A 13,909-nucleotide genomic window follows, 5' to 3' on the forward strand; every position below is an offset into this window, starting at 1 on the left:
GTAGACCGGAATTGTGTGGGCTGTTAATAGCCGATCTGACGATTCCAAGCCACGCACGCATCACACAGGAGGATGACCGATGACAGGCTGGTACCTGAGCTACGACGGCGGCCAGGAAGGCCCCATGGACGAGATGGAGGCCCGCGCCCGGGCCCAGGCCAATCCCGAAGGCTTTGCCTGGCGGCAGGGTTTTTTCAACTGGACCCCCATCGCCCAGGTGCCGGAGCTGATGCAAAGCGGGCTGGCAGGACCCGGCGCCGCACCGACGCCACCACCACCTTCCGCCATGCAGGCGCACGACATCGACTACCGCATCCTGGGCCAGGAGATGCAGTTTGTGGAAGTGGAGCTGGACCCGGGCGAAAGCGCCGTGGCCGAGGCCGGGGCCATGATGTACAAGGACCCCGAGGTGGCTATGGAGACCATCTTCGGCGACGGCTCGGCCCGTCACGCCTCCAGCGGCTTCATGGGCAAGCTCATGGGCGCCGGCAAACGCATGCTTACGGGCGAGAGCCTGTTCATGACCGTGTTCACCCAGACCGGCGGGGCCAAGGGCCACGTGGCCTTTGCCGCACCGTATCCCGGCAACATCATTCCGGTCCTGCTCACGGACCTCAACGGCTACCTGGTCTGCCAGAAGGACTGCTTCCTCTGCGCCGCCAAGGGCGTGTCCATGGGCATCGAGTTCCAGAAGCGCATCCTCACCGGTCTGTTCGGCGGCGAAGGATTCATCATGCAAAAGCTGGAAGGCGACGGCCTCGTGTTCGTGCACGCCGGCGGCACCGTGATGGAGCGCACCCTGGGACCAGGCGAAGAGGTGCACGTGGACACGGGCTGCGTCGTGGCCTTCGAGTCGCGCGTGGACTTCGATATCCGCCAGGTCGGCGGCATCAAGACATCGCTTTTCGGCGGAGAAGGGCTGTTCCTGGCCCAGCTGCGCGGACCGGGCAAGATCTGGCTGCAATCCCTGCCGTTCTCGCGCGTGGCCGGCCGGATGCTGCAGGCAGCTCCCCAGGGCGGCGGCCGCCGCCAGGGCGAAGGCTCCATCCTGGGCACCCTGGGCGATCTGCTTGACGGCGATAACTAGTATTTTTGCAGGATTCTGAACGGGGGCAAACCTTTCTGAAAGGGATGTTCAACATTGGCCCCAGCCCCCTTGCCAAAGACTTTTAGCTGGTCTTTATGCAATAATTCAGGATGCTTTTACATGTGCGAATGTCAATAAAATCCCAGCTGAAAAGTTGTCGCGTCTTATTTAAAGGGTGTCCCGCGCGCAGTTTTTTTCGGTTTTTTTTATGTCCCGGCCGATTTGGTCCTGGACAATCGGCGCAGCGGTCTTATCGTATGAGTGAGGCAAGAGGTAATATGTTCAACCGCGACGGAGGGTGACATCGAATAATGAATCAGCTCATCCATAGCGGCGCGCCGAGGCGCCCGGACCTCGATGCCGAGTGCATCGAGTAAAAGGCCACGCAGGGAGTTCCGACACACCAGGAACCGGAAAATACTGATGACACAGTGAGCGTGGCCGCTCCTCTTGAGACAGCAGTTTTTTATACAGGCCCACAACAAAAGCGCCGTCGGGAACATCCCGGCGGCGCTTCGTTATTTTTGGGGGATGGCGGCGGAGATCGCAACGCCCGTCCGCGTCTCCTGATACGGCGAAGTGTCCTGATGACCGCTCCCGACTATGGTCCGAAATCTCACGCACGGTGATTGCCCACACCTTCCACATTTACAGAACCACGCCAATATGCGGGAGAAACCGCAGCCTTGATGCGTCCGGTTGTTGCGCTCCGAGCCATCCGGGATCATGCAGCGCGTTTGCAGGAGCCCGGCGCCGTGGTAGTGTACGCACCAACCAATTGCGCTGGAGAGTGGAAACAAGTCAGATGCGAGAAGAAAATTTCTCCAGAAATATCGGTAGAGTGTTGTCTCTCTATCAGCGATCATGCTGAAAGATGATGTAGGACTCGAAAAAGGAGAGCGCTATGGCTTACCTCGAAATTACACTGAAAGTATCGGCCGCGAATCGTGCTGCCGCTGCTGGAGTGTACAAGAAGTACAAGGACCCCTTCCTGAAGCAGATCAAGGGTGCGAAGTCCAAAGAACTGCTCATTCGCGACGAGGACGTGCAGGTTTTGCACGGCTTTGCCAGCGTGGCTGATGCCAGCGCCTACCTTGAGAGTGATTTCTTTACACAGGACGTTGTCAACGAGCTTCAGCCCTATCTTGACGGTGCCCCGGACGTGAGAATTTATGACGTCGCCTGACCTGAAAGAGCACGTAGAGATTTTAGAAGCCCTGAATCTCCATGCGCGAAAAGGCCTTCACGACCTCAATTTTGGGTCGTGAAGGCCAAAATTTTTTCAGTGCTGAAAAAGCGCCTGCGTATCAAATTTTGGGGCAGAAAATCGGCGGCGGTTAGTACAATGGTCGCGACGCAGAGCGGCAGTGAACAGCAGATGGAAGCAGCAGGCGATCAGAACGCCACAGTGGTGAACTCGTCGAAGGTGGTGAGGCCCTGGAAGACCTTGAAGGCCGCGTCCATCTTCAGGGTGTTGAGCTTTTTGGAGGCGATGGCCGCGCGTTTGATCTCCACGGACGATGCCTTGCGCAGGATGAGGTCCTGGACCTGGTCGTCGATTTCGAGGACCTCGTACACGCCCAGGCGGCCGCGGTAGCCGGTGTTGCTGCACTTGATGCAGCCCTTGCCGCGGAAGAAGTGCATCTTCTGTTGCGCCGAGACGCCCATGGCGCGCAGGGCCTGGGGCGGGGCCTCGTAGGGTTCGATGCAGTCCGGGCAGATGCGCCGCACGAGCCGCTGAGCCACCACCACGAGCAGGGTGGAGGCGATGAGGAAGGGCTCGATCTCCATCTCGATGAACCGGGTGACGGCGCCAGCCGCGTCGTTGGTGTGCAGGGTGGAGAAAACCTGGTGGCCGGTCATGGCGGATTCGATGCCGATGTTCGCCGTTTCGCGGTCTCGAATCTCGCCGACCATGATGACGTCCGGGTCCTGGCGCAGGATGGAGCGCAGGCCCGAGGCAAAGGTCATGCCCGCCTTGGTGTTGAGCTGCACCTGCGTGATGCCGGGCAGGCGCGTTTCCACCGGGTCTTCGAGGGTGACTATGTTGATGTTCGGCTTGGAAATTTTGTGCAGGAGCGAGTAGAGCAGGGTTGTTTTACCGCTGCCGGTGGGGCCCGTGGCCAGGATCATGCCGTGGGGCTTGAGGCTGGCCGCCTCGATCTTCTGCCGCTCGCGATCGCTCATGCCCAGTTCGTGCAGCTCCAGGTTGCGCTTGGACTGCACGTGCAGACGCATGACCACCTTTTCGCCGTAGATGGTGGGCAGGGTGGAGGTACGCACGCTGATTTCCCGCTCCTGGACGCGGTAGGTGAAGCGGCCGTCCTGGGGAATGCGCGTGACGGAGATGTCGAGGTTGGAGAGCAGCTTGATGCGCGAGACCATGGCCGTGAACAGCTTTCTGGGCGGGGAAGGCTGGTCGTGCAGATCGCCGTCCACGCGGTAGCGCAGGATGACGCGGTCCGGTCCCTGGCTCAGATGTATGTCGCTCGCGCGTTTCTGCAGTGCCTGGATGAGGATGGTGTTGATGATTTTGACGACAGGCGCGTCCTCGGCCTGCGACTGCAAGGAGCCGATGGAGAGGTCACCTTCATCGTCATCATCCTCGTCCACGTAGACGTCATCGGCGATTTCCTCGAAGGACTGCTCCACGTCCAGCTTGGCGTCATAAATCGCCTGGCCGATGGCGTTGAGTTCTTCGCGGTTGCAGATCACGGTTTCCACTTCGAGACGCGTGAACTGCATGACGCCGTCGAGGGCGGAGATGTCGGTGGGGTCCTGCACGGCGACCCAGAGGACAGAGCCCTGCCTGGAGAGGGGGACGACCTTGTGGCGCTGCGCGATCTCAAAGGGAACGATCTCGGCCAGCTCCGGGTTGGGCACGAAGGAGTCGTAGTCGAGCCGCCTGATCTGGAGCTGCTTGCTGAGGACCTCGATGATGCGCGCCTCATCGAGGACGCCGGTCTCGATAAGGTACTCGCCGAGCCGCAAGCCCTTGCGCTTGTGCTTTGACAGCGCGTCCTGAAGCTGCTCCTCGGTCAGGGCTTCAGCTTCGACGAGCATCTCCCCGAGTCTTTTGCGTGTCTTCCGCTTCTGCATGGTACTCCCGCAAAGAATACGGTCTCGAGGAAGTGGCTAGTCGTTCAGGCCGTCCTGCAGCGATTTGAGCAGCTCGATGTTCTTGCGCACATAGTCGTCGATATTGGAATCGTGTGACATGTGGATGTCGTCGAACTCGGGCGTGGCCACTATGTCGCGCAGCTTCCGGAGCTTGCGCAGGATGTGGAAGACGAAGGCGAGCAGGATAAGCGAGAAGATCGACCAGAAGATCATGTGGTCAAGGTGCGCGTAGCTGTAGCCCAGGCGCTGGCGGAAGATGTAGTCGCCGAGGAGCGTGATGATGACGCAGACCGCGATGCCGACCACGGACTTGAGCCAGACCCCGAAGTACTGCTTGCTCCAGATACGTTCCTTGATGAGGCCGTAGGCGCTCACCGCGATGCTCAGGACGAAGATGGAGAACTGAACGGCGAGAAAGCCGGCGGCTCCTCCGAGGATAATCGAGCCGACGATGGCGAACATTGTGTCGTCGGGATTAAACATCTGAGTGCTCCTTCACGTTTTCGATACGGGCGTTTGCATGGTGCAAGATGGCCATCACCGGTGAAGACATCACGAAGAAAAAACGTCGGGCTCGAACGCAGGATCGGGCGTATCGGGCGCAGCCAGCCTCAGCTGCTTCCACATGTCGGTGGCGAGCTGCCTGAACTCGTCTGCTTCCTTGCTGTTTTTGGCGATGGCGTTGGCGGCACGCAATGTATACAGCCAGACATGCGCCGCTTCAATGTCGAGTTCGTCGGCCGTCTTGCTCATGTCGCGCACGAAGTCTTCCATGCGCGTCATAATGGCAGGTTTTTCAGTGAGATACTCGACAGGTTCGCCAACCCGTATGTTCTTGCTTTCAAACAGGGTCCGGTAGCCGGCGACCTTCGCGGCAAGTGGGACGAGATCTTCTGTGTCGCTTTCAACGTACTGATCCACAAATGCTTTCAGCTCGTTAAGCTGTCGTCGGGGGCTAACGATTCCCACCATCCGGTAGAACTTGTCCAGCATACGACACCCCTTCGTTGTTTAGGGTTCGCACGGCGACTTGGGATCATGCAAAGGAAGTGCCGACAAATTGTTTGCCGAAGCTGCGTGCAGCAAGACGCAACCGACGCAACTGCCGGGTCTCTTGCCTCAATAATGTCGTCATATTTATTGTCTTTTAAGGCGAAGTGCAAGGACGAATTTGGGTTTCGGGTACTCGAAAAGGGGAAAATTGTGAATTAGCGGGTAGCCATGTGATTCCGGAATTGGTATAATTGTATGTTTTGCCATGCGGAGTGTCCGGTTGCCCGACTCGCTGCCTTTCCCCGCGCTGGGGTTTCTTTGGGTATCGTGTCACAGAAATTGGCGCTGGACGTCATCACTCCGTCACGAGTGCGATGTAGACGTCTTGAAACACAGGACGCGGCCGGCGCACAGACACTGCCCGGCACGCCGGGGACTGTCCCGGCTTCCTGTTCATTCACCGCATGGATGATGTATGATTGTTTCAAAGACACATTCAATCGGGAGCTTCCCGAAAGCGCAGACTGTGAGTATCGGATCGGCCGAGGCCGAATCCGCGGGGAGGTGGCGCGTCAGCCATCTCCGGGGCGGCGCCTGCCGCCGTTTGCGTTCAAGGGCTTCTTCCGCAGGAGCCCTTTTTTTCTGCGTAAGCAAAACGGGGTTGGAGAAAAGCGAGGTCAGGCCATGAAAATCGATCTGCATGTGCATTCAAAGTTTTCATCGAGGCCTTCCCAGTGGATTTTGCGGAAGATGAACTGCCCGGAGAGCTTTGTGGAGCCGGCGACAATTTACCGCACCTGCCGGGACCAGGGCATGGACATGGTCACTATCACAGACCACAACGTCATCGACGGTTCGCTCTCCATCGCGCACCTGCCGCACACGTTCATCAGCGAGGAGATCACCGCGCATTTTCCCGAGGATGGCTGCAAGGTGCACGTCCTGGCCTGGAATATCGACGAGCAGGTACACGACGAGATCCAGGCGCTGCGCCGGAACATCTACGAGCTCACGGACTACCTGCGCCGGATGGACGTGGCCCACGCCCTGGCCCATCCCCTGTTCGCCGTCAACGATAAGCTCACCCTGGACCACTTCGAGAAGCTGCTGCTGCTCTTTGACGTTTTCGAGTCCAACGGCACGCGCGACAGCGTGCAGAACAACTCCCTGCGCCGCATCCTGAACATGCTCACCCAGGCCGTGATAGACGACCTCGCCAACAAGCACGATATGGAGCCCAAGTCCGAGACGCCGTGGCGCAAGTCCATGACCGGCGGCTCCGACGACCACAGCGGCCTGCACATCGCCCGCATGCACACCGAGGTGACCGGCGCGCGCAACCTCAACGCATTCCTGGAAGGTGTGGCCAGAGGCGACTCCGAACCCCGCGGCAGACACGCCTCGCCCAAGGCCTTCGGCCATATCCTCTACGGCATCGCCTACCAGTTCTACCGCGAGCGCTACGGCCTGTCCCGCTATGTGAACACCGACAGCTTCTGCACCTTCCTCGATCGCTCCCTTTCTCCGGATTCGCCCAAGCCGACCTGCCTGGACAAGATCAAGGCCGCGATCCACAACACCGGAGTCCTGCGCTGCCTCCGCTCCCGCAAGGAGCCGGAAGAGCTGCGCTCCATCCTCAAAACCATGGCCCAGCAGGAGTTCGAATCGCGCCGCAGCGCCGACCCGGACTCCATGCGCAAGGCCGCGGACGAGAGCGAGTGGTTCGACTTTGCCAACGCCACGGCCAACCGTGTGCTGGCCCACTACGGCGACCGGCTCATGGAGCGGGTGGTCAACGCGGACTTCTTCAACATCTATAAGGAGCTGGCCTCGGCAGGCGTGCTCTACACGCTGCTCTCGCCGTTCTTCGTAGGCTTCTCCGTGTTCACCAAGGACCGCGCCTTCTGCAAGCAGGCCCTCTCCCGGTTCCTGGACTTCCACCCCGGGCTGCAGCGTCCGCGCAAGCGCGTGAAGATCGCCCACTTCACCGACACCTTTTTCGAGACCAACGGCGTGGCCAAGACCCTGCAGGAGCATGTGGACCTGGCCCGCGCCAGCAACAAGGAGTACGCCATCGTCACCTGCGACGACGGCTCCAGCCGCGACCTGCCCGGCGTGCTCAACTTCAAGCCGGTGGGCCGCTACGAGCTGCCCGAGTACCCGGAGCTCTCGCTTTTCTACCCGCCGTTCCTGCAGATGCTCACTGCCATCTACGACCAGGGCTTCACGCACATCCACTCGGCCACGCCCGGCCCCATCGGCCTGGCCGCGCTGGGCATCGCCCGCGCTCTCAAGCTGCCCATTTCCGGCACCTACCACACGGCTCTGCCACAGTACGCCCTGCACCTTACGGGCGACGAGGCCATGGAAGAGTTCATGTGGAAGGCCATGGTCTGGTACTACAACCAGATGGACTACGTGTACGTGCCGTCCGACGCCGTGGGTCAGGAGCTGCGCTCCAAGGGCATGAACCCTGACAAGATCCGCCTCTACCCCCGCGGCGTGGACGTGGACCGCTTCACCCCGCAGAAGCGCAACGGCTTCTTCAAGCAGTTCAGCCTGAACGGCTCCAGAAAGCTGCTCTACGTGGGCCGCATCTCCAGGGAGAAGAATCTGCACATCCTGGAGCAGGCCTACATGGAGCTCTGCAGCCAGTACGCGGGCAAGCTGGACTTCGTGGTGGTGGGCGACGGCCCCTACCGCCAGGAGATGGAAGCCAACCTGGACGGCACGGGCGCCGTGTTCACCGGCAAGCTGGAAGGAGACGACCTGGCCGCGGCCTATGCCTCCAGCGACCTCTTCGTCTTCCCCTCCACCACGGACACCTTTGGCCGCGTGGTGCTGGAGGCCCAGGCCTCGGGTCTGCCGGTGGTGGTCACGAACCAGGGCGGACCGCAGGAGAACCTCCTGCCCGGCCAGACAGGCGTCGTGGTGGAAGGCGGCAACTCCGCCGCGCTCAAGGACGCCATCCTCTCCCTCATCGGCGACGGCCCCCGGCTGCAGGCCATGGGCAAGAGCGCCCGCGAGTACATGGAAACCCGCTCCCTCTCTCGCTGCTTCGACCAGACCTGGTCGATGTACGCCGGCAACTGAGGCCCGACCGCATACCCTCTCCAACGGGGTCCATCCGGGCCCCGTTTTTTTTTGTTGCCTCAAGACGGTCTCCAACTTATTGTCTATAATGGAATTACCATTGCGGGGCGTGGTCCGGCATGGAGTCCGTGGAGGTGAAGATCTGATGGAGGGGAGGCTAGTATGGATCGGACGCGGCGTGGAGTCCTGCACTCCATAGGCAATCGTGCAACCCTTGTCGTCATCTGCATTCTGTTTGTCATGGGGGGGCTGGGAACCGGCCTGAGCGTTCTGCGGCTCCTGGAGCTTTCGGAGCACAACGTCGCGGACACCTACGACCTGGTCCTTTCGCGGGCAAAGGACGCCATCCGCAACCAGACCCATCTGCCGTACCAGGTGGTGCGCCGCCATGCGGAGATGGTGCGCGATCCGGAGCCCATCGAGATTCCGTTGCGCGTGGTGGCCGGGCAGGTGCAGGCCGCCCTCCAGGAGAACCTGCCTCCGGATGAGCTGCGGGAGCATATCCTGGAGCTCGTGGCCGACGCCGGCCATACGGCCGTCTACGACATCTGGGCCAGCGACGGGACGAGCATGGCCTTCAACACCGACGTGGGGCTTATGGGAGCCGCAATCGACGATCCTTCCCTGTTCGCCGATGCGACAGGCGCGCTCTACCTTGTCCAGGCCATGGAAAGCAGCCGCACCGCCGCGAACGGCGCCGCCGTGTATGAGTACGCCCGGAAGGGGGAGGGCGGCTCCGCCCTCGGCGTGGTGGTGCACATCCCGGACTCGGACTGGTTCGTGGGCTCGGAAGCGCCCATCGATGCGCTGATCCGCATCCGCCAGCAGCAGGCCCTGGACGAGCTCAAGGCCATGCGCCTGCAGGACGGCAACTACTTCTGGGTTAACGACACCAGCGAGCCGCTGCCGCACATGATCATGCATCCCACCAGCCCCTCCCTGGACGGGAAGGCCCTGGCTAACCCGAAGTTCGACTGCGCCGTGAAGATGCAGGCCGGCCAGGACGGCGAGATCGTTCCCCTGGACAACAAGAACCTCTTCGTCGCCATGGTGGATGTGGTCAAGCACGCCGGCGAAGGTTTTGTCTGGTACCAGTGGACCAAACCCACCGAGGACGGCGGCGCTACCAAGGAGCTCTATCCCAAGCTTTCCTACGTGATCCTCTATGAACCGTGGGGCTGGGTTATCGGCAACGGTATCTACATCGACGATATCCAGGCCATCGTGTCCGAGCGCCAGCAGGTATTCGAACAGCATATCAGCGCCATGATGATCAAGATCGCGGTCATCAGCCTGGTGCTTCTGCTGTTCGTTGTCGTGGGGCTGCTGTGGTACTTCCGCCGGCTCATCACCCGCCCCATCGGCAAGCTTGCGGCGTTTTCCGAGGACATCACCCGAGGCGACCTCGACGCGCAGCTCAGCGGCTATTTCCCGGGCGAGACCAAGGATCTCAAAGACTCCATGGAGATCATGGTGGGCTCCCTGAAGCAGGCCGTGCAGGACGCCGAGGACAAAGGCCGCGAGGCAGAGGCCGAGGCCGAACGAACCAGGCAGGCGCTGGACGAAGCCAGGGAGGCCGGGGAGCGGGCCATGGAGGCGCGCAAGGATGGCCTGCGCGAGGCGGCCGGCAAGCTGGAAGATCTCGTGGACACGCTGCGCAACGCGGCAGACGATCTGGCCTCCCGCGTTGCAGACGCCACGAGCGTTGCCGAGAATCAGCGGGAGCAGGTGAGCGAGGCCGCCATGTCCATGGGCGAGATGAACACCGCCGTGATGGACGTGGCCGAGAACGCATCCCGCGCCTCCAAAAGCGCGGACGCTGCGCGAGAGAAAGCCGGCATGGGCAAGACCGTGGTGACCGAGGTGGTGGGCTCTATCCACACTGTGGCCGACACCACCACGGCCATGCAGACGAGCCTGAAGGATCTGGCCGAGCAGGCCGAGGCCATTGGCCGGGTGATGACGGTGATCAACGACATTGCCGACCAGACCAACCTGCTGGCCCTGAACGCGGCCATCGAGGCGGCGCGCGCAGGCGACGCCGGCCGGGGGTTCGCCGTGGTGGCCGACGAGGTCCGCAAGCTGGCCGAGAAGACCATGCAGGCCACGGACGAGGTGGGCCGCGCCGTGAGCTCCATCCAGTCCGGCGTGGCCGGGGCTGGCCGGCACATGGATGAATCGGCCGACGCCGTGCGGCAATCCAGCGACCTGGCCGGCCAGGCAGGCTCCGCCCTGGAGGATATCGTGCGCATGGTGGACGAGGCCACGGACCAGGTTCGGGCCATCGCCACAGCCTCGGAAGAGCAGTCCGCATCCAGCGAGACCATCAGCCGGACCATGGGCTCCGTAAGCGAGCTCTCCGACGCCACGGCGCAGAACATGGACGAGGCCGTGGAGGCCATCGGCAAGCTCACGGCCCTGGCCGCGCAGCTCACCGAGCTCATGGACTCGTTACGCAACGGGTAGGAGGACGACACGTATTTGCCACACGAGGATGGTAGCTCTCGGCATCTATGATACTGTACACGAGAATGAAAGACATGGAGGAGGGCTTGGCGGACGTCGAAAACGACGCAGAAACCGGAACTGACGCCGGGTCCTCCCCTGACAAGAAGCCGATCCCTGCCATGAAGCCTCGCCACCCGTTGTTCCAGCTCGCCACCTGGAAGCGCCTTGCGGCCAACCGCATCCCCGGCCAGGTGGTCATCCAGTACACGGACCGCTGCAACGCGGCCTGCGCCCAGTGCGGCATGCGCCGCACCAGCACCTTCGAGCGCAGCTCCATGGACATGCAGCAGGCCAGGATGCTCATAGACGCCGTGGCCGAGCGCGGCGTGCAGTCCATCTCCTTTACCGGCGGCGAACCCCTGCTCCACCTCGACGAGATTGCCCTGCTCATGGAGCACGCCGGCCGCGCCGGCATTCCCTTTGTCCGCACCGGCACCAACGGCTTCATCTTCCGCGGCCACGAATCACCCGGCTGGGAGGACAAGATCAAGCGCATGGCGGAGCGCTTCGCCGCCACGCCGCTGAATACCTTCTGGATCAGCGTGGACTCGGCCGACGCCGAGGTGCACGAGAAAAACCGCGGCTTCTCCGGCATCGTGGCGGGCATGGAAAAGGCGCTGCCCATCTTCCACGAGGCAGGCATCTACCCGGCGGCCAACCTGGGCATCAACCGCCTCACCGGCGGCGACGGCCCGCACCGCCTGCCGAGCTACACAGGCCCGGCCACGGACGATCCCAACACCAGCGCGGCTGCCTGGGCGTTCTACGCCGCAGCGCGCACGGCCTTCCGCCGCTTCTACCGCATGGTGCACGACCTCGGCTTCACCATGGCCAACGCCTGCTACCCCATGAGCTTCGAGGACGAGGGCGACGCGGTCTACGCCGCCACCTCGGAGGACGACTTCATCTCTTTCCGGCCGGCCGAGAAGGCGCTGCTCTTCCGCGCGCTGTACGAGACCATTCCGGAGTTCCGGGGCGAGCTGCGCATCTTCTCCCCGCGCAGCTCCCTGCGCGCGCTGGTGCGCTCCTACGCAACGGGAGAGCCTCAGGGCTACCCCTGCCGCGGCGGCGTGGACTTCTTCTTTGTGGACTGCAAGGACATGAATACCTACCCGTGCGGCTACCGCGGCTCCGAAAACCTGGGCAAGTTCTGGGATCTGGACCTCGGCGCGCTGCCGGCGCCGGACTGCCGGCGTTGCGACTGGGAGTGCTTCCGCGATCCTTCCGAGATGCTGGGGCCGGTGATGCAGGCGCTGCGCAATCCCCTGGCCCTGGCGCGTTCCATCCGCCGCGACACCGAGGCGTTCAAGGTCTGGGCCGTGGACGCAGCCTATTACCGCGCCTGCGGCTTTTTCGACGGCCGCAAGCCCCCGCAGTACGAACGCATGGCCCGGTTCGCGAAGACGGACAGCCTGGCCGAGCCCATTCAGACATAACGAAATTTAAGACCCGGTTGCATGGAGGGACTCTGTCCCCCCGCCCCTGTCGGGGACCACTGGGTCCGGAATCCCGATTATCAGGACTCAGGGGGGCTCTCAGGAGGGAGCTCTGCGATCATGCAGCGCACGGAATGGAGTTGCCGGCATGGCTCGCATGGGCGAAAAACGTGGACGCCCCCAATCCGCCGTGGCGCTATGACCGGTTTTGTCAGCGGCTCTCAGTTCTCAAAGATGGTGATGACGCCGGAGTCATCCTTTTTCATCTGCAGGGAGCGCTTGGGCATGGACTGGAAGGAGTCGCCGCCCGTGGGGTTGCCCAGAAGCTTGTGGATGTAGAGCGCAGGCTGGGCAAAGTTCAGGTTCTGGCCCTGCAAGACGTGGAAGCTGGTGACGCCCAGGACCTGGCCGTCGGTGTTGAGCACCGGGCCGCCGCTGGAGCCAGGGGAAATGGGCGCGGTGATCTGGTAGACCAGGGAGTTGCCGTCCATGCGCCGCAGCCCGCTGATCACGCCGGTGGAGAGGGTCTTCTCCAGCCCCTTGGGGTTGCCGATGGCCAGGATCTCTTCACCGACCTCGGGGTCGCCGGAGTGCAGGGGCAGGGGCTGGCCCTTGCCTTCGGACGGCATCTCCAGAATGGCGATATCGTGCTTTTTGTCCACAGCCTTCACCCGTAGCGCCGAGACCAGGTCGCCCCCGGGCGTCTTGACGCGGACCTCGGACGAGCCCTTGATGACGTGGTAATTGGTAACGATCTCGCGGCCGTCCTTGATATAGAAGCCGGAGCCCTGAGAGATGGGTCTGCTGTAGGCGTCCACGGATACGATCATCACAATGGAGTCCTTGGCGTTCCTGAAAAGCTGCTGGGCGTCGAGAGCCGCGGCGGGTCGCGGCGCGCATACAAGGGCGAGCAGAGCAAGGCAGGCTAGGCGCAGCACGGGGGGAACCGATCGCGTCGTCATGGCGGAATCTCCGGAGTTTCGCGGTGGCGGGTGCAGGGCTCGAAAAAATCGACAACAGGATACGGGAAAGCGGTCGGTGCATCAAGTTGCGCAAGGCGTGCTCCGCACCTCTTTTTGAACCATATCATTTTGTGCTACGTAACAATTTCTATGGAGCCGCTCACTTGGCGAAGCAACTCTGATCATCTTCGGCGTGGAGGGTAACGTCTTGAAATACAAAATTATCAAAGCATCATCGGATCATGAGCTCGAAGAGGAAGTGCGCAAGCACCTCATGGACGGGTGGCGTCCGCTTGGCGGCGTATCCATTGTCCAGGCGGAAATGGCCTTTTCCAAAGTGCTGAAGTTCTACCAGGCCGTGGAAAAGGAGACGCGCGAGGACAGGCGCCGCTACCTGGAGCTGGAAGACGAGGAACGCGAACAGGTCGATCTGGAACGCCGTCTGCGTTAGGCGGAGCGCATCCACGAGCTTAGGCGCTACGCAGCCGCGCACATGTCCCTATGCAGCGGCGCGGCCGGCGTTCGCCAGGATAGATGGATTACTGGCGCGGCGGTCTGGAACAGGCCGCCGCGTTTTCTCGTTTCTGAAAGCCGTCGCACAGGGTGACCGTCGGATCAGGAACGCTCCGGCCGGGCGCATATCCGCGCAGGATGCGCCTCCCGCGTGCAATATGCAGCCAGGGGCTACCCAACTGCGAAGAATTACACTA

Annotated in this window: 10 protein-coding genes; 6 read left to right on the forward strand and 4 right to left on the reverse strand. The window is 62.0% G+C overall.

Translation table 11 applies throughout. The annotated features are described in order from the left end of the window. The first annotated feature begins 79 nt into the window (after positions 1–79). Complete coding sequence (locus tag E8L03_RS18355) at positions 80–1,087, forward strand: TIGR00266 family protein (protein ID WP_144307396.1); 1,008 nt, start codon at positions 80–82, stop codon at positions 1,085–1,087. Positions 1,088–1,991: 904 nt separating this feature from the next. After that, entirely contained in the window at positions 1,992–2,273 is a 282-nt protein-coding gene (locus tag E8L03_RS18360; protein ID WP_171268125.1) for a hypothetical protein, read from the forward strand. Between the two features lie 209 nt (positions 2,274–2,482). On the opposite strand, the gene E8L03_RS18365 is transcribed toward E8L03_RS18360, so the two are convergent. The 3 genes from E8L03_RS18365 to E8L03_RS18375 form a co-directional block, all read right to left on the reverse strand. Further along, complete coding sequence (locus tag E8L03_RS18365) at positions 2,483–4,150, reverse strand: GspE/PulE family protein (RefSeq protein ID WP_244963572.1); 1,668 nt, start codon at positions 4,148–4,150, stop codon at positions 2,483–2,485. 72 nt (positions 4,151–4,222) lie between these two features. Then, positions 4,223–4,690: a hypothetical protein gene (locus tag E8L03_RS18370; RefSeq protein WP_171268127.1), complete on the reverse strand. Its 468-nt coding sequence runs from the start codon at positions 4,688–4,690 to the stop codon at positions 4,223–4,225. A gap of 69 nt (positions 4,691–4,759) precedes the next feature. Then, positions 4,760–5,200 carry a hypothetical protein gene (locus E8L03_RS18375; protein WP_171268128.1) on the reverse strand — a complete coding sequence of 147 codons (441 nt, stop codon included), beginning with the start codon at positions 5,198–5,200 and terminating at the stop codon, positions 4,760–4,762. Between the two features lie 684 nt (positions 5,201–5,884). Here E8L03_RS18375 and E8L03_RS18380 point away from each other — a divergent pair. From E8L03_RS18380 to E8L03_RS18390, 3 genes are all read left to right on the forward strand, one after another. After that, positions 5,885–8,293 (forward strand): glycosyltransferase, encoded by a 2,409-nt coding sequence (locus tag E8L03_RS18380; protein ID WP_171268129.1) that lies wholly within the window; start codon positions 5,885–5,887, stop codon positions 8,291–8,293. Positions 8,294–8,455: 162 nt separating this feature from the next. Further along, positions 8,456–10,759 (forward strand): methyl-accepting chemotaxis protein, encoded by a 2,304-nt coding sequence (locus E8L03_RS18385; RefSeq protein WP_171268130.1) that lies wholly within the window; start codon positions 8,456–8,458, stop codon positions 10,757–10,759. A 161-nt stretch (positions 10,760–10,920) separates the two neighbouring features. Then, complete coding sequence (locus E8L03_RS18390; protein ID WP_171268131.1) at positions 10,921–12,237, forward strand: radical SAM protein; 1,317 nt, start codon at positions 10,921–10,923, stop codon at positions 12,235–12,237. A 221-nt stretch (positions 12,238–12,458) separates the two neighbouring features. On the opposite strand, the gene E8L03_RS18395 is transcribed toward E8L03_RS18390, so the two are convergent. After that, positions 12,459–13,199: a S1C family serine protease gene (locus E8L03_RS18395; RefSeq protein WP_144307389.1), complete on the reverse strand. Its 741-nt coding sequence runs from the start codon at positions 13,197–13,199 to the stop codon at positions 12,459–12,461. Positions 13,200–13,407: 208 nt separating this feature from the next. On the opposite strand from E8L03_RS18395, the gene E8L03_RS18400 reads away from it, so the two are divergent. Beyond that, entirely contained in the window at positions 13,408–13,650 is a 243-nt protein-coding gene (locus E8L03_RS18400) for a DUF1737 domain-containing protein (RefSeq protein WP_167512656.1), read from the forward strand. Positions 13,651–13,909 lie beyond the last annotated feature (259 nt).

This window comes from Oceanidesulfovibrio marinus, assembly GCF_013085545.1.
In the GTDB taxonomy this organism is placed as follows: Bacteria; Desulfobacterota; Desulfovibrionia; order Desulfovibrionales; family Desulfovibrionaceae; genus Oceanidesulfovibrio; species Oceanidesulfovibrio marinus.

Bases quoted from the DNA above. Each gene is read 5' to 3' on its own strand.
- E8L03_RS18355 (WP_144307396.1), top strand. From the start codon at position 80: ATGACAGGCTGGTACCTGAGCTACGACGGCGGCCAGGAAGGCCCCATG.
- E8L03_RS18360 (WP_171268125.1), top strand. From the start codon at position 1,992: ATGGCTTACCTCGAAATTACACTGAAAGTATCGGCCGCGAATCGTGCT.
- E8L03_RS18365 (WP_244963572.1), bottom strand. From the start codon at position 4,150: ATGCTCGTCGAAGCTGAAGCCCTGACCGAGGAGCAGCTTCAGGACGCG.
- E8L03_RS18370 (WP_171268127.1), bottom strand. From the start codon at position 4,690: ATGTTTAATCCCGACGACACAATGTTCGCCATCGTCGGCTCGATTATC.
- E8L03_RS18375 (WP_171268128.1), bottom strand. From the start codon at position 5,200: ATGCTGGACAAGTTCTACCGGATGGTGGGAATCGTTAGCCCCCGACGA.
- E8L03_RS18380 (WP_171268129.1), top strand. From the start codon at position 5,885: ATGAAAATCGATCTGCATGTGCATTCAAAGTTTTCATCGAGGCCTTCC.
- E8L03_RS18385 (WP_171268130.1), top strand. From the start codon at position 8,456: ATGGATCGGACGCGGCGTGGAGTCCTGCACTCCATAGGCAATCGTGCA.
- E8L03_RS18390 (WP_171268131.1), top strand. From the start codon at position 10,921: ATGAAGCCTCGCCACCCGTTGTTCCAGCTCGCCACCTGGAAGCGCCTT.
- E8L03_RS18395 (WP_144307389.1), bottom strand. From the start codon at position 13,199: ATGACGACGCGATCGGTTCCCCCCGTGCTGCGCCTAGCCTGCCTTGCT.